This window comes from Anaerococcus hydrogenalis, assembly GCF_002871895.1.
In the GTDB taxonomy this organism is placed as follows: domain Bacteria; phylum Bacillota; class Clostridia; order Tissierellales; family Peptoniphilaceae; genus Anaerococcus; species Anaerococcus hydrogenalis.
Genome location: NZ_PNHP01000003.1, coordinates 300,649 through 316,322 on the forward strand (window position 1 = coordinate 300,649; position 15,674 = coordinate 316,322).

Sequence of the window (15,674 nt, forward strand, 5' to 3'; positions counted from 1 at the left end):
TTATTCTCCAATTTTTTCCAATTTTTTTATTGTATCTATAGATTCATTCAAACTTTCTGTCACTATATCTACATTTGTTTTTTCTTCTTCGTTTATAGATCCGTCTGGAGCATAGCCCAAGGTGTTTGTGTAGGTAAAAACAAGGCCCGAGTTTGGAAGGACATCATTTATTACTCCAAGGGTAATCCCATCTCCTCCTGTTTTATGGCCTACAAGTTTTGCAATTTTTGTATTTTTACAAAAGTTTGCAAGTCCTTCTGCTGCCGAATATACTCCCTCATCTACCAATAAATATAAATTTCCCTTAAATTTATTTTCTTTTAGGGGAGAAATTTCTATTTCATCCTTGCTATAGTAAGAAAAATTTTCCAAATCTTCCTTGTGGTTTAAGTCCATATTTGCCAAGTTGACATTTTCTATATTTTCATAGGAAATATCTTCGCTTTGTAAGAGCATTTTTGTACGCATTCCATCCCTAAAAAACATATGGTTTTCTACAGAAACTTTTTTTTCTATAAGTCTTGGCAATAAATAATTTTGCCAATATTCAATATTTCCACCAGAATTTTGCCTTATGTCTATAATTAAAGCTTTTAAATTAGGATTATTTTCCAAAAATTCATCGAGCTTTTCCATATCATCAGATAATTCATATTCTGCAAGCATTTCATTGACCCTAACTAGGCCAAGTCCCGGTTTTATAATTTTTGTTTGTAAATTTTCCCCATTATCTTCTGTTAGTGTTTCTAGAGAAGTTTTTTTGTGGCCTGATTTTTTTTTGGATTTTTCCTTTCCAATTTGGCTTGATTGAACACCCTTTATATTGTACCTATCCCTTACACTTTCCTTGTTCATGGTCAAAAACTCATAGTACATGGACGGGTCTTTCCAAAAATGCGAATAATATTCTAAGGTTTCTTTTACATATTCTTCGTCTGCTATGGTTGCATGGTCATTGTGAAGGTCAGCCATTATATTTTGCATAATTTTTTGAAATTCTTGGTCGCTTTTGCAAAATTTTACCTCGTTTAGGTATCTGGAATAATTTCCTAAAAAATCGATACCATATTGCCTTTTTAGTATGCCAAAAAACGGATAATTATCCCTTATTTGGTTGAAAAGATAATTGAAATCTTCTACTCTTTCTTCTTGGCTTAATTCTTTTTGATCTTTTTTATCCTTAAAAACCAACTGGCAAGGCCCATCCAAGCTTTTATACCAAGTCAAATAATCATTTGTTGACTTAAATTCATCGATTTGGTCTGGATTAAATTTTATTATCTTTTTTTCTTTGGGCTTTTTTTCTGATAGGATTATATCTTTTCTTTGGTTAAGATAGTCTATCCTTCTTTGGGCACAAGATGAAAATAGGATAAGAAAGACCAAGACCAAAAGGCTTAATTTATTTTTTTTCTTCATCGAGTCCTCCACTAATTACCCAATCTCTTTTTCTAATTTCATATAAAAAGGGAAGGATTCCCACAGGATTTATTAAAGAAAAAAGTGCAATCATCAATAGGTAAAATGAAAGGCCTCTTTTTTCGTTTCTCATAATAGATCCCATGCTTTTATTATTTATTTTTATTAGGAAAAGTCCTCTCAAAAACAAAAAGAACCCTCCTATAAGCTCCAAACTTTCTATAAAATATATGCCAAAAGCAAATACAATTATTGCAGACAAAAAGTAAAGAAAGTAGGATATTTTATTTTTTTTGTTGTAATTTTTAATTTTTATATTTTCTCTACTCATAAGTCTATTATATCAAATTATATTAATTTAAAGTCCTAAATTCGGATAAACTTTCAAATAATTATCTGACCTTTTTCCATCCTTATAATTTAAATATCCTGCCATAGCAATCATAGCCGCATTGTCTGTGCACAAAATTATATCTGGATTATAGAATTTGACCCCTCTTTTGTCACATTCTTCTTTTAATCTTTCTTTTAATCTAGAATTTGCTGCAACTCCTCCAGAAACTGCCAAAGTTTTTAGGCCAGATTCATCGATTAATCTCATAGATTTTTCTACCAAGACATCCACAACTGCTTCTTGGAAGCTTGCTGCCAAATCTGCCTTATTAATCTCTATATTTTTTTGATTTTGCTTATTAATATAATTTAAAACTGAGGTTTTAAGGCCAGAAAATGAAAAATCATAAGAATCTTTTTCAAGCATAATTCTTGGAAAATCTATTGCATCTTTATTTCCTTCTTTTGCAAGTTTATCAATTTTTGGTCCACCAGGATAGCCAAGCCCTATGCTTCTTGCAATTTTATCGTAAGATTCGCCCGCAGCATCATCTCTTGTTGTTCCGATTATCTCATAATCTGTGTAGCCATTTACCTTTACCAGATAAGTATGACCTCCACTTACAACCAAAGATATAAATGGTGGTTCAAGCTCTTTATTTGACAAATAATTTGCACAAATATGACCTTGCATGTGGTTTGTTCCAATCATTGGAATATCTGCTGCCAAAGAAAGGGCCTTTGCTGCAGAGATTCCTACCAAAAGAGAACCAATAAGTCCTGGCCCCTTGGTTACAGAAATCAAATCAATATCTTGGTATTTTAAGTTACAATCATTCAAAGCTTTTTCTATTAGAGGATTTATTGCTTCAAGGTGTTTTCTTGAGGCAATTTCTGGTACAACTCCTCCAAACATTTTATGTATATCAATTTGTGATGATATCAAATTTACTAAAACTTCCCTATCATTTTTTAAAATAGAAACTGAGGAATCATCGCAAGATGTCTCAATTCCCATAGTATAAAAATCTTTCATATCAATTCCTTTAACATTATAAAAGCATCTTCATTTGTTAGGCTATAATAATTTTTTCTAAGTCTTATTTTTTCAAAGCCAAATTTTTCATACAAATTAATAGCCGGCATATTTTTGGTAGAAACTTCTAGCCAAATTTTTGAAACTTTCATCTCTTTCGAAAAATTTATCAAATGCTCTAGCATATTTGAGGCGATTTTTTGGCCCCTATATAATTCATCAACTGCAATTGTATAGATTTCTACCTCATCCAAAATTTTTGAAATTATGTAAAAGCCTACAGTTTCTCCGTTTTTTTCATAAACAAAATGTCTCTTGTGCTTATTTTTTTCAATATCACTTACAAGGTCTTTTTTTGACATGGGCCTAAAAAATGAGCTAGTTTCAATCCTATAAACCTTGTCTGTATCATCGACGGTCATTGTTCTAATCATTTTTCTTTTCTCTGTCCCTTTCCGCTTGTGATTTTCTCAAATAATTTGGAACAAGCTTGTAAAGATCAAAATCTTCATCCTTTTTTTCAAGTGCAAGTTTGCATAAATTTTTACCTATACATGACCTGTAAGAAAAATCTAAAATTCTTGCCCTATCAAATTTATCCTCATATTTTTCACTAACTTCTGAAACCAAATCAAAATCTATATTTTTTTCATTGCAAAGTTTTGAAAATTCATCAATATTATATAAATCTTCCTTTACAATTTCATTCATATTTTCATCATACATTACCCCATAGACTCTTTTTCCCCTAGCATCAAGCATAGCAGCTTTTGCTGTATTTGATGAAGAATTTAAGGCAAGAGCCTTTAAAGTTGAAACTGGAATAAGTTTTTTATTATCAACTTGGGCAAAGGTCTTTGCAATTGTCATTCCAATCCTAAGACCTGTAAAAGATCCTGGCCCTTGGCTAATTGCAAAAATATCAATATCAGAAAGCTTTAATCCCAAAAGTTTTAACAAAGATTCAACCATTGGAACAAGCGATTCAGAATGAGTTTTTTCTTGATTTACATTAAAATCCCCAATGATTTTTTCATCTTCGCAAATACTTACAGTAGAAATCATGGTAGATGTATCAATAGCTAAAACTCTCATTAAAATCTCCTAACTAAAATTTAACACTAATATCCCTAGTGTTCTCGTCTATCTTTTCTATATTTACTTCAATCATATCATCCGGAAGATAATCCTCGACCTTATCAGCCCATTCCAAAAATGTGATGGCATTTTCCGGGTAAAAATATGTTTCAAAATCTATATCCAAAATCTCATCAGGATCTTCGAACCTGTAGAGGTCTAGATGATATATTGGGAAATCTTCCCCTTGCTTTTTACCATCATAAATATTTACAATAGCAAAAGTAGGCGATGAAGTATTAGAAATTCCAAAATATTTACAAATATATGAAACAAATGTTGTCTTTCCACTACCCATATCACCAATAAGATTTATGACTTGGCCTTTTTTCAATTTTTTAGAAAAATCAAAAGCGAAATCTTCCATTTCTTTTAAAGAATTAATTATCATAAAAACTCCTTATCATATATTATACTACAAAAGTTTAATTTTAAGGCATTTTGTAAAATATATTATAAGCTAAAATAAAAAAATTCCAATTAAATTTGTTAAATAAAATTGCCTGTATCGATTGGAGATAAGAAAGTGGTTTATATAAATAAAACTCTTTTATTGTTTTGGCTAAAGCTTAAATTTTATTTTGAGATAAATTTAATACAGAGATCTCTCGACACTAAAACTCATTTGCTACGCAAACATGTTTTAGTGTTAACGAAGTGGAATGCATGGATAGATCTCTTATTATATTCTGCTTATAATTTACTTTTTCCTTGTAATTTCTAAGTTTTTATTTTAATATATACTTTTTTTATAGATTTACTTAATGCATGAGATCTCTCGACTAGGCTCGAGATGGGTTTATGTTTTTCTTATTTTACTACTAAAGAATTTTCTTTATCTTAATCCCTATTCTTAAAATCTATTTCTTTGATTTTACTTATACTATATCAATTTATTCTAAATATATTTAATAAATCTATTAAAAAATTCTACTTTAGCTATTACACATATAAGAAAATTACCCATCTCGACTAAACGCAACGAAGTGGAGCGCATGGAGAGATCTCCTTATTATATTCTGCTTATAATTTGTCTTTATTTTAAATTACATCAAAAAAACAGACCATAAAGTCTGTTTTAATTTAAAATTTTATCTTCTATCATGTAAGATTGAAGAAACGTGTTTGTATAATAATTTTGTTACCAAAACTTCAAGAAATCCCTTTATTAAATTAAATGGAACTATTGCAAATAACATCATGGTAAAGTATGAATTTACCAATGCATTTGTTTTATGTGCCATTGCTACAAAGGCACTCATATCTACTCCCATTGCCTTTCCGTATAAGGGGAAAATTACAAAGGCATTTGAAAATGTTGCAGCAAGTGTCATAACAAGTACACCACAAACCATGGCTATGGTTGCATTTTTCTTTGTTTTATTTTTTTTATAAATGCTTGCTGAAATAAATACGAATAATCCCCCAACTATAAAGTTAGAAATTTCTCCAACTCCTCCTGTTGAAGTTTTTGTTAGGTTTAATACATTTTTAATTAATTGGATCAAAACTCCATAAACAGGTCCCATTGAAAATCCACCGATAAGGGCTGGTACATCAGCAAGGTCAACTTTCATAAAGGGTGGGGCAACTGGTATTGGAAATTGTACAAACATTAAAATAAAACTCATTGCTGAAAGTATTCCAACTTTTACTAAATTTCTTAATTTTTTTTGATCATGACTCATAATATCCTCCTAAATTTTGGCATAAAAAAATGCCCTTTCAGGGATTAAATAATTTCTCATAAAAAGAATATCTTCTCTCATCCAGACTATAACTGTCGGTATGGGAATTACACCCATTCAGTAAAAACTCGCGGACTTTACCGCCGGTTAGGAATCTAACCTCACCCTGAAGATATTTATATAATAGCATAAAAATATTTTTTCAACAAGAAAAGCCAGCCTAGGCTGACTTTATTTCCCAACATCACAAGATTCCATAACCCAAGAATAGCCTTGGCCCCTTATGGTTTTTATTGGTTCTAATTTTACTTTTTTAAATTCTTTTCGGATTTTTCTAACATGTTCTCTAACTGATCTATCTGTTGTTTCAATTCCCATTTTTGCCATTTCTTTTACAATAATTTCTTTTGAAACAGGCCTGTTCATTTTTTTGATAAGGATAGTGCAAAGACTTATCTCTGATTTTGTAAGGTTTAATATGTCATTTCCTATCCTAAAAATACCATTGTCTACTTCAATTGAGCAAAATCCAAAGGAAATAATTTTGGAATTGTTAATCTCTTCGACTTTTTTTAGGGTAAATTTAACAAATTCATCCCTTGAATAAGAATGAATTACAAAATCTTTATCGTCAATTTTTGCCTCGTAAGGACTTTTTTTGTACCTATCTGTAAGATAGATTACTGGAATATTTGTTGTTTGTTTTATGTATTGGATAAGTTCAATGCACCTTGTATGGGTCATATCCACCAAAATCAAATCAAATTCCGACAGGTCATCTTCTAGGATTATATCCTCAAAATTTTCATATTTTTTGACAACAACTTCGTTTTCATCAAATTTAGAGTTGAGCAAGTTAGAGATTCCATTTTTATATTCCATAGATGCTATTTTCATAACTTCTCCTTACTTTTAAATATTATCACCTTAAGTTGTGATAAACTCACTCATTTCTATTATATAGAAAAACCTATTCAATAGCAAGAAATTTTATTCAAATATTTTATTGATTTACCAATGATAAAAATAACTTTTTATTTTTAGATTTTATAAAATTATTTTACAATAAGACCTGTATTTTTAATTTTTCCATTTACTTTGTTAAAATATTTTCCTACAAAAATACCAGAAATTTTTATCAGATTATGATATAATATTATGTATAAATTATGTGAATAATTTTTAAAAAAATATTTTTTAAAAGGAGAAAATTATGACTAAGAAACAGGGAAAGCTTGCTCTTTATATTGGTCAAATTGCTATTCAAGGTATTTTGGTTATTTTAATTGCTTTGTTTTTAGCTAAAGTTAAATCTTTATCGGATTTATACCAATCTTTACAGCTTGCAGGCGATAATATTGAAGGATTTATAGAAAGTTTGGGATTTGGTTTCTTTAAATATATTAATAATTTTAAAGATATGATTTCCTATTTGGGCTTTATTAAATTTTTATTTTTTATAAATCTTATTTTGCTACTTGTGGCTATTTTTATTTTTAAGGCTAATCTTTATGAATATGTTTTTTCTGCTGCATCTTGTGGATTAATGCTTATTTCATATATTTTGATTCATCCTTTAGTTAGCTTTTTAAATTTAGCTAAATCTACTCTCAAGGGAATCAATTTTATGAATCCTAATTTTGATGCCTTGAGTGGAATTGAAGAAAAGTTTGAAAATCTTGGCTTGCAAATACAAAATTTGATTTTTACTTTTAGTCCTGGAAGGGCAAAATTTGCTGGTGTTCTTCTTGTTTTAGCTATAATTTCTTTCATAGCTTCTATTTATTTTTTAGTAATGGCTCTTACTAAGAAAAAATATGAAAATGTAGATGATGTGGATTTGGAAGCTGTTAAAGAATCTTTTAAAGGTTCTTACAAAGAAGCAAAGAGAACTTTGGCAAATGCTAGTGAAGGCTTGAGTAAGAAATTAAGAGAAGAAGATTCCGATAATGAAGTTAAGGATAAGAAGGAAGATTTTTCTGAAAATAAGGTAAATCCTGACCAAGATTTTGATAAAACTCGTGTTTTAAATAGGGATGATATTTTAAATGAATCTTTTGATAAAAAAGAGAAAAAACCTTCTAATAGTGGAGAAATTAGGCACGGGGCCTATGATTTTTCTTCTGGTTTTAAGAAAAATTATTCTGATGAGCATGATGGGGATAAAAATATTCAAGATGAAAAAAAAGATTTTGATCATGAAAAAATAAATTTTGACTCTCAAAATGAAGATTTATCCCATGATGATAATGAAAATGTAGATAATAATTTTAAGAAGACCGAAAAAATAAACAAGTCTGATGACTTTAAAAAGTCTACTAATCCAAATGGGGAATCTAGCATAAGTCTTTCTAAAGATCAAAAGAAATACGTCTTTATTGGTCTTGGAGTTTTGGCAGCTATAATTTTGTTTTTTGCTGCAAAATCAATATTTTTTGCTTTGAAACCTGATGCTGAATTTGATACTTCAGCTGTTGATCTTAAATTTAATGTTGAAGGATATAGTGGCTATGCCAAGGCATCTGCCTCAACTACTGCCGCTCCAGTCTTAAGTCAATTTAAGAATAAATATTTACAAAAAGATATAGAAGAAGCTTACACACAAAAAATTACTTTGGACAAAGAAAAAAATATCAAAAACGGTGATGTGGTTACTGCAACTGTTGAATACACTGCTCTTCCTCCATACAAAGTTTCCTTTAGCGATGACAAAATCGAAAAGAAATTTAAGGTTAAGGGTTTGGATAAATTTTTAAACTCTTACAAGGACCTTAGCCAAGATACAAAAGATAAATTTGAAGGAGCTATTCAAAAGAAAATTTCTGACCAATATATTTCTGATGGAAGTGGATTTTCAACCAAAACAAAAAATCTTAAAATGGAACTTGTGGGAATTTTTGAAAACAAGGTACCAAAAGATGCCATTTCTAATAATGGAGTTGACAAAAATGGTAAAAGTCATAAATTTCAACTTGCCTATATTTATAAGGTAACTTATGACAAAGTATCCAAATCTTATGACGATGATGATAATGAAGTTGAAAAATTAGAGCCTAAAGAAACTGTTATAGTTTATCAAGTAGATGATATTAGTGAAAATAATGGGGCTGTAAATTACAATATCCATTCCCCTTATTCAGACCTTGACGAGGCTGATGCTATAAACAAGATAAAATATGACGGATTTAATAAGGTAGATAGTAAAAAAGAATAAAAGAGATCCCAAGTTTAAAACTTGGGATTTTTTTATAGGGCAAAATATAAAATTAAAGTTGATAAAAGATTCCAAAAAATATGAACAAGGCCTGATAATTTTAAATTATTAGTAAAAAATCTCACCAATACAAGGACAAAACCTATTGAAAAATAAACCAAAAAGCTATAAATATCAGTAGGCATGTGAGCAAGAGAAAACAAAATATTTGCCATAATAAGGGTAATTATATCCTTCACATCCTGGTCACGTCTTTTAAAAATTTTCCTAAAAACTCCAGGCAAATATTCCCTAAAAGTGTACTCTTCAACTAAGGGTCCCAAAAAAACTATATAAGCTATAAGGGCAGGTGAAAAATTTAATCTCAACATTGACTCTATAGTTTCTTGATTTTGAGGATTTGTTAAATTTGATCCAAAAATTAAATCAAGCAAAAATGAAAGTCCATAAATTGCAAGAATAGAGACTACAAGAATCATTAAATTTTGGAAAAACCCACCTGAAAATTTAAATCTCCTATAAAAAATTAGGAAAAACAAAAAAGCTACAAGAAGGTAAGCCCCTGTCATTATATACAAAACAGACTTATCCACTCCCCTAATTAAAATACTATAACTTGCAGGAACAGGTCCCAAAAACATTAATAAAAGTAAAAATATAAATTTAAAAAATCCATATTTTCCTGTAAATCTTTTAGATAAATACTTCATAAAACTCCTTTCGAATTTAACATTTTTATATTTTTACCCAAAAGATAAGATTTTTTTTAAATATATGCTATATTTAAAGATTAAGATAATAAATGAGATCTCTCGACTTCGCTCGAGATGGGTTTATGCTGCTATTATTTAGCTGCTAAAGTTAAATTTTAATTTTTAGAAATTGTAAATTCTTTTTTTATTATATGATTTAATAATGTTTAACTAACATAAAATTAATATTTTTTTAGTAATTTCTTGTAGATTTTTAAAAATCATTCGAAGTAAACAATTAAGTCAAAAAATTAACCCATCTCGAGCCCAGTCGAGAGATCTCTTTATTATTTTCGCTAGTAATTTACTTCTCCATTGAAGTTTATTAGAAATTATTGCATATTCTCTAGATTTGCTAAATTTATGAGATCTCTCGACTCGTTTCATACGATAAATCGGGATAAACAACCGAATCAACGGTTGTTTATCCACTCGAGATGGGGTTGTTTTTATCTTATTTAATTGCTAAATCCTTAAATTTTACTTATTTTCAGACTTTTTTATATTTTTCTTTAAATGATCAAATTCTTCTTCACTCACAAATTTTCTTAAATTTTTTGAACTTATCATTCCACTTTGATTTGGAAAATGATAGAAAAACTCATTTCTAATTGTTGTCATATATTCTCCAATGGCTTCCTGTGTTATCTTCTTATTGTTTAATTCATATAAAGAATAGATTAATCTTTTTTCCCAATTGCTATAGCTTCTAAATATAAAGATAGGTTTATTGGAATTCTTATTATTTTTATATTTTCCTATTCGATACCATATGATATAACAAGCAAATAAGCCTACTTCTGACTTTAGAATATCATTACTTATTGTGCTAGCGTTTTTAGATCTAAATGGACACAATTCCATATTTACAATTTTATCCGTATCTTCTAATTTATTTGCACATTTATTAATTAATTTATCAAAATAATTATCAATATAATATGTACCTAATTCAGGATTTTTCAATTCTTTTGTTAAGGTAGATTCATCACTTATTATTAAATTTTTAAGTTTTTCTATATTAATTTTTCTTTTTTTATCATCATTTTTCCATTCTTTATAAGAATTGATAATTCTCCAAAATTCATCATATATAGGATCTTTTTTTTCTTCTAATAGTGGTGGTTTTGTATAGTAATCTTCTAAGCTGCATATTTTAGCACTTTCCTTTTTTGAAGATTCACTTTTATAAATCAAATTATTATCCGTTATACCTATAACATTTGGATTAAATAAACATAAATATATAGAGCCATCTTTGTAATTTCCATGAACATGAGAAGGTAAGCCATAATGAATATTAGCAACCTTATCCTTATCTTCTGCATTTTTATTTTTATCTATTCTATTTAGCTTGTCTACCCAAGAAAAATTAGAATCATTTTTTTCTAAGCTTTCAAAAAATTCATCGAAAACTTCTTCTAAATTTATTTTTTTATAAGGATTTCTCTTATCAAGCTTAGTCTCTGAAAAATTTGTTAAACTATCATTTAAAATATCATTTATGTCTTTATTTCCCATAATATCCCTCCATTTTTTCTTACTCTATTCCTACCCCAAAAATCAACAAAAAAAGGAAGGATTGGCTCCTTCCTTTTGGTTTTTTGATACTTTTTTGTTTTTACTATTTTTTATTCATAAAGCCCAAGCTTTTCACAAAGCTCATCTATTTGGTCAATTATTTGACCTATAAATTCAATAGTTTCTTCTAAGGCTTTTGTATTTGTCATATCTACTCCAGCTTTTTTGGCAAGGTCCATTGGGCTTAGAGTTGAGCCTAGGGTTAAAACTTCTCTCCAATTTTTGATGTCTTTTTCATCTCCATTTATTATTTTTTCAGAAACTTTTGTTCCTATCGTAAGTCCTGCTGAATAAGTGTATGGGTAAAGTCCCATGTAATAATGTGGTTGGCGCATCCAAGTCAAATCGGATCCTTCTACAAGTTTTACATCATCTCCCCAAAACTCTTTTAATTTTTTATTAAAAATTTCTTTGAAATCTCCTGCTGTGAGGCTTTCTCCCTTGTCTATTCTCTCATAAACTTCTCTTTGGAAAGCTGCTTCTAGAAAATGGGTTACAAAATTGTGGTAGTAGGTTTTTGAAATCATTGTATCAAGTACCCACAATTTTTCCCTATCATCCTTGGCATTTTTTAGTAAATATCTTTCCATAGTTATTTCGTTTGCTGTTGATGGACTTTCTACAAAATACATGGAAACGTCTGTGTTTAGTGCATCTTGATTTTTATTTGTATTTTCAAAATGTCCAGCGTGGCCCAATTCGTGAGCAAGGGTCATTACTTGGCTCATGTCCTTGTTATAAGTTGTCATTATATAGGAATGGCAGCCGTAAGGTGTATCGCAAAATGCTCCGGTTCTTTTCCCCTCGTTTTGCGCATAATCAATCCACCTATCGCTGAAGGCTTTTTTGAGCATTTCTACATAATCATCTCCCAAAACTTTTAGGCCATCAACTATATAATCTCTTGCCTGATCGATTTCAATTTCTTTTGAAAAACCTGAATCAATTGAAAGTTTTAAATCAGCATAGGTCATTTGGTCAAGTTTATATACTTTTTTCAAAATATTTGCATATTTTCTCATATGTTTTGGAAGTTTTTCCATGATTGTATTGATATGATTATCGTAAATTTCTCTTGTAATATCTTGGTAGGATAAAAGCATATCAATTACTGAGTCATATCCCCTTAAATTTGCGAGAATTTTTTCATTATTTATGTGGGTATTATAAATTGCCCCATTTCCTGATTCGTAGCGAGCAAGTGCCTTATGATAATTTTTGAAAGCTTCTCTTCTAATTTTTGTATCTTTATCACTTTCGTAATATTCTTCAAAAGTATTGTGATTTAAAGGAATTTCCTTTCCATCAATTTTAATATCATCAACTTTTATATCTCCATAACGTAAGGACGCATATTCGCCGTAAGGTGCATCAAAAGTTGGTCCTAATTTTGAGATAACTTCTTCTGCTGCATCGTCCAAAATATGGTCTTTTTTCTCCAAGGCTCTTTTTAGAAAATAATCATAATCTTTGTGATTTTTTCTCACTTCATTTATGATTTTTTCATCAATTTTTGTCAAAAGTCCATCAAAAAAAGTTAAATTTGCATAGATACCGCTTGCCTTTGACCCAAAATTTGCATATCTTTTTTGTGGGTGTGGATCGTTGGCATCAACTTCTGTAGAAATTCCCGCAAAGGATCCAAGCCTATGCATGGCCCCATAAATTTCTGACAAATCTTTTAAGGCCTTATATAATTTATCAGAAGAATCTATTTTACTGTAAGTTTTTTTGAAATTTTCACTTGCCTTTATTGTTTTATCAAGTTCTTCATAAAATTTCTCATCACTTTCAAATAAATCTTCCAATCTCCATGTTTCTTTTATATCAACTTCGTTTCTTTTTACCATATTTTCCCTCCATTTCTACATTTTATTATACCATCACAATATAGTATAATGAAAAAAACGGAGGGAAATATGACAGTAAACAAAAATAAATTAGAAAATTATGCCAAACTTGCAGTTGAATTTGGTGTAAATGTACAAAAAAATGAAGATGTTTTGATAAATTCATCCTTGGATGATCCAGCTCTTGCAAGACTAATTGCAAAATATTCCTATGAGAAGGGTGCAAGACTTGTAAGTATTAATTGGAAAGATGAAGAGCTTACAAAATTAAAATATACCTACGAGGACCAAGAAACTTTAAACGAAGTTCCTGATTATATTATTGAAAAAAATATCTACCAACTAGAAAAACATAGATCAAATAGGATTTCAATAATTGGCGATGACCCAGACTTATTAAAAGATTTGGACCAAAAAAAGATAGCAGAAGCTGTTAGGGAAAATTCTTTGAAATTAAAAGATTTTGTAAAATATACCATGAACGATATGGTTTCATGGCTTGTGATTGCCTACCCAACAAAAAAATGGGCAAAGAAAATTTTCCCAGACCTTGATGAAGAAAAGGCAGTAGATAAATTATGGGAAGTAATTTTTGACGTGAGCCGTGTTGATGAAGATTGGGAAAAAACCAAAAAAAATTGGAATGACCATATAAACTTATTAAATGAAAAGGCAGAATTTTTAAATTCTCACCAATTTGACGAGGTTCATTACAAATCAAAAAATGGAACAGATTTGAGGGTTAAATTGCCAAAAAATCACATTTGGATGTCAGCTTCATCAAAAAATGAAAAAGGCGATTTATTTTTGCCAAATATCCCAACAGAAGAAGTTTTTACTTCACCTCAATTTGACGGAGTTGACGGAAGACTAGTTGCTGTAAAACCTCTTGTTTATAATGGCGTAATAATAAACAATTTCGAATTTACATTTGAAAATGGAAAAGTTGTAGATTTTAAAGCAGAAGAAGGCTATGATACCCTAAAAGAAATGCTAGAATCAGATGAAAATGCAAAATATTTAGGAGAAATCGCCCTAGTTCCTTACGAATCTCCAATTTCAAAATCAAATATTTTGTTTTTTAACACACTATTTGACGAAAACGCATCCTGCCATTTCGCCCTTGGAAAGGCCTACCCAACAACAGTAAAAGGTGGAACAGAAGTTGAAGATAAAGACCTTCACAAAATCGGCTTAAATGATTCCCTAATCCACGAAGATTTTATGGTAGGAGCAAAAGATTTATCAATAAAAGCCTACAAAGACGGGGAAGAATTTGACGTATTTGTTGATGGAAATTGGGCGTAAAAATTTTTTAAGTGATCTAATTTATAGTGAAAAATTAAATAAAATAAATTCTTTAGATATTATTTTAATATCTTATTAACCCATCTCGAGCCGAGTCGAGAGATCTCATAGATTATTTAAGCTTAACATAAATTTCAATCATAGAAATCTCAATGTAAGAATAAATCAAAATCCAAAATTAATGAAGAGATCTCTCGACTCATTTCATACGATAAATCGGGATAAACAACCGAAACCGACGGTTGTTTATCTGCTCGAGATGGGTTTGACTTCGTTTTGAATTTTATATTAAAATTTTATAAATAAGTAAAAAATAATAATCTATTTTAAAAATATAAGTTATAAAAATTCCTCCTGATTAGTTTTTATCTAACCTAATCAGACCAGCTATCAAATGTCAAGAGAAAATAGAAAATAATTAATCTTGTAATTTATGGCACGTCAAACAAGCCTAAAAATTAGGCTTAGAAAACTAAATAACAATTAAATATTAGGTATGTAAGCTTTGTTATCCCTCAAAACAGCAAAAATAATGTTAGTAAGTTTTCTAGCAACTGCACCAATAGCTGTACCATGAGCTTTACCCCTTTGTCTAAGTTTTTGATAATACACAGACAGAGCAGGATCTTTAAAGGCAGCAACACTAGCAGCAAGCCAAATAGCACGTCTAAGATAAGGAGAACCACGTTTAGAAATCTTAGTATCGGTAGCATTAAAATTTCCAGATTGCTTAACAGCAACATCTAAACCAGCATAAGCAACTAACTGATTAGCTCTCTCAAATCGTGAAACATCACCGATTTCTGAGAAAATAGCAGCGCTAAGACATCACCAATACCAGTGATAGAAGTAATAACAGGGCATAAAGAATTAATCATAGAAGAAATTTCATCTTCAATATCAGCTATCTGATCTTCAAGAAAAGAAATTTGAGCAATAATCTGTTTAATTTGAAAAGAAAAAGACTTTAAAGCAAACTTAACACCAAAAGAATTAGAAGCCTTCTCTTGAATTTCTTTAGCCTTATCAATACCAAAGCGACCCTTACTACACTTAGACAACATCTTAGCAAGCTCATCAGCAGGAATAGAAATCATATCCTCAGGCAAAGGATACTTACTCAAAAGCTCCTTAGAAGCCACACCATAAATATTAGAAAAAAGCGAAGAATACTCAGGGAAAACCTGATCTAAAATACAAACAAGCTTTCTCTTCCAATCAGAAGCTTCATCAACAAGAGCAAACCTGAACCTAGAAAGATTTCTTAAAGCAAAAGTATCCTCATCAGAAAAATGAGAAACAGAAAACTCACCGAACCTAAGAATTTGAGCAATAACAAAAGAATCAACAGAATCA

At 29.7% G+C, this 15,674-nt stretch carries 13 protein-coding genes, 1 pseudogene and 1 riboswitch; of the genes and pseudogenes, 2 read left to right on the top strand and 12 right to left on the bottom strand.

The window, feature by feature from the left end:
* From CJ192_RS06165 to CJ192_RS06200, 8 genes are all read right to left on the bottom strand, one after another.
* The gene (locus CJ192_RS06165) at positions 1–1,419 is read right to left on the bottom strand and encodes a S41 family peptidase (protein WP_102198150.1); all 1,419 of its coding nucleotides are present in this window, start codon (positions 1,417–1,419) and stop codon (positions 1–3) included.
* Complete coding sequence (locus CJ192_RS09475) at positions 1,403–1,609, bottom strand: hypothetical protein (protein ID WP_004816280.1); 207 nt, start codon at positions 1,607–1,609, stop codon at positions 1,403–1,405. The genes CJ192_RS06165 and CJ192_RS09475 overlap by 17 nt, the downstream gene beginning before the upstream one ends.
* 168 nt (positions 1,610–1,777) lie before the next feature.
* On the bottom strand, positions 1,778–2,788 hold the full coding sequence (tsaD, locus tag CJ192_RS06175; RefSeq protein ID WP_102198152.1) for a tRNA (adenosine(37)-N6)-threonylcarbamoyltransferase complex transferase subunit TsaD: 1,011 nt from the start codon (positions 2,786–2,788) through the stop codon (positions 1,778–1,780).
* Positions 2,785–3,222: a ribosomal protein S18-alanine N-acetyltransferase gene (gene rimI / locus CJ192_RS06180; RefSeq protein ID WP_102198153.1), complete on the bottom strand. Its 438-nt coding sequence runs from the start codon at positions 3,220–3,222 to the stop codon at positions 2,785–2,787. The genes tsaD and rimI overlap by 4 nt, the downstream gene beginning before the upstream one ends.
* Entirely contained in the window at positions 3,215–3,883 is a 669-nt protein-coding gene (gene tsaB, locus CJ192_RS06185) for a tRNA (adenosine(37)-N6)-threonylcarbamoyltransferase complex dimerization subunit type 1 TsaB (protein ID WP_102198154.1), read from the bottom strand. The genes rimI and tsaB overlap by 8 nt, the downstream gene beginning before the upstream one ends.
* 13 nt (positions 3,884–3,896) lie before the next feature.
* On the bottom strand, positions 3,897–4,316 hold the full coding sequence (gene tsaE, locus CJ192_RS06190) for a tRNA (adenosine(37)-N6)-threonylcarbamoyltransferase complex ATPase subunit type 1 TsaE (RefSeq protein WP_102198155.1): 420 nt from the start codon (positions 4,314–4,316) through the stop codon (positions 3,897–3,899).
* Positions 4,317–5,016: 700 nt separating this feature from the next.
* Complete coding sequence (locus CJ192_RS06195; RefSeq protein WP_102198156.1) at positions 5,017–5,613, bottom strand: ECF transporter S component; 597 nt, start codon at positions 5,611–5,613, stop codon at positions 5,017–5,019.
* A gap of 65 nt (positions 5,614–5,678) precedes the next feature.
* Positions 5,679–5,791: riboswitch (FMN riboswitch) on the bottom strand.
* 53 nt (positions 5,792–5,844) lie between these two features.
* Positions 5,845–6,510, bottom strand: coding sequence for a winged helix-turn-helix domain-containing protein (locus CJ192_RS06200; protein ID WP_004816271.1), 666 nt, complete (start codon positions 6,508–6,510; stop codon positions 5,845–5,847).
* 316 nt (positions 6,511–6,826) lie between these two features.
* On the opposite strand from CJ192_RS06200, the gene CJ192_RS06205 reads away from it, so the two are divergent.
* Positions 6,827–8,827, top strand: a complete 2,001-nt coding sequence (locus CJ192_RS06205; RefSeq protein ID WP_102198157.1) for a hypothetical protein — start codon at positions 6,827–6,829, stop codon at positions 8,825–8,827.
* 32 nt (positions 8,828–8,859) lie between these two features.
* Here the strand turns inward: CJ192_RS06205 and CJ192_RS06210 are convergent, their stop codons facing one another.
* From CJ192_RS06210 to pepF, 3 genes are all read right to left on the bottom strand, one after another.
* On the bottom strand, positions 8,860–9,537 hold the full coding sequence (locus CJ192_RS06210; RefSeq protein WP_102198158.1) for a CPBP family intramembrane glutamic endopeptidase: 678 nt from the start codon (positions 9,535–9,537) through the stop codon (positions 8,860–8,862).
* A 522-nt stretch (positions 9,538–10,059) separates the two neighbouring features.
* Positions 10,060–11,100: a hypothetical protein gene (locus CJ192_RS06215; RefSeq protein ID WP_102198159.1), complete on the bottom strand. Its 1,041-nt coding sequence runs from the start codon at positions 11,098–11,100 to the stop codon at positions 10,060–10,062.
* A 110-nt stretch (positions 11,101–11,210) separates the two neighbouring features.
* The gene (gene pepF, locus CJ192_RS06220) at positions 11,211–13,010 is read right to left on the bottom strand and encodes an oligoendopeptidase F (RefSeq protein ID WP_102198160.1); all 1,800 of its coding nucleotides are present in this window, start codon (positions 13,008–13,010) and stop codon (positions 11,211–11,213) included.
* A gap of 69 nt (positions 13,011–13,079) precedes the next feature.
* On the opposite strand from pepF, the gene CJ192_RS06225 reads away from it, so the two are divergent.
* Complete coding sequence (locus CJ192_RS06225; RefSeq protein ID WP_102198161.1) at positions 13,080–14,318, top strand: aminopeptidase; 1,239 nt, start codon at positions 13,080–13,082, stop codon at positions 14,316–14,318.
* Between the two features lie 483 nt (positions 14,319–14,801).
* On the opposite strand, the pseudogene CJ192_RS06230 reads toward CJ192_RS06225, so the two are convergent.
* Positions 14,802–15,674: pseudogene (locus CJ192_RS06230) on the bottom strand (IS110 family RNA-guided transposase); the annotation flags it as partial.

Bases quoted from the DNA above. Each gene is read 5' to 3' on its own strand.
- rimI (WP_102198153.1), bottom strand. From the start codon at position 3,222: ATGATTAGAACAATGACCGTCGATGATACAGACAAGGTTTATAGGATT.
- pepF (WP_102198160.1), bottom strand. From the start codon at position 13,010: ATGGTAAAAAGAAACGAAGTTGATATAAAAGAAACATGGAGATTGGAA.
- CJ192_RS06195 (WP_102198156.1), bottom strand. From the start codon at position 5,613: ATGAGTCATGATCAAAAAAAATTAAGAAATTTAGTAAAAGTTGGAATA.
- tsaD (WP_102198152.1), bottom strand. From the start codon at position 2,788: ATGAAAGATTTTTATACTATGGGAATTGAGACATCTTGCGATGATTCC.
- tsaB (WP_102198154.1), bottom strand. From the start codon at position 3,883: ATGAGAGTTTTAGCTATTGATACATCTACCATGATTTCTACTGTAAGT.
- CJ192_RS06225 (WP_102198161.1), top strand. From the start codon at position 13,080: ATGACAGTAAACAAAAATAAATTAGAAAATTATGCCAAACTTGCAGTT.
- CJ192_RS06205 (WP_102198157.1), top strand. From the start codon at position 6,827: ATGACTAAGAAACAGGGAAAGCTTGCTCTTTATATTGGTCAAATTGCT.
- CJ192_RS06215 (WP_102198159.1), bottom strand. From the start codon at position 11,100: ATGGGAAATAAAGACATAAATGATATTTTAAATGATAGTTTAACAAAT.
- CJ192_RS06165 (WP_102198150.1), bottom strand. From the start codon at position 1,419: ATGAAGAAAAAAAATAAATTAAGCCTTTTGGTCTTGGTCTTTCTTATC.
- CJ192_RS06200 (WP_004816271.1), bottom strand. From the start codon at position 6,510: ATGAAAATAGCATCTATGGAATATAAAAATGGAATCTCTAACTTGCTC.
- tsaE (WP_102198155.1), bottom strand. From the start codon at position 4,316: ATGATAATTAATTCTTTAAAAGAAATGGAAGATTTCGCTTTTGATTTT.
- CJ192_RS06210 (WP_102198158.1), bottom strand. From the start codon at position 9,537: ATGAAGTATTTATCTAAAAGATTTACAGGAAAATATGGATTTTTTAAA.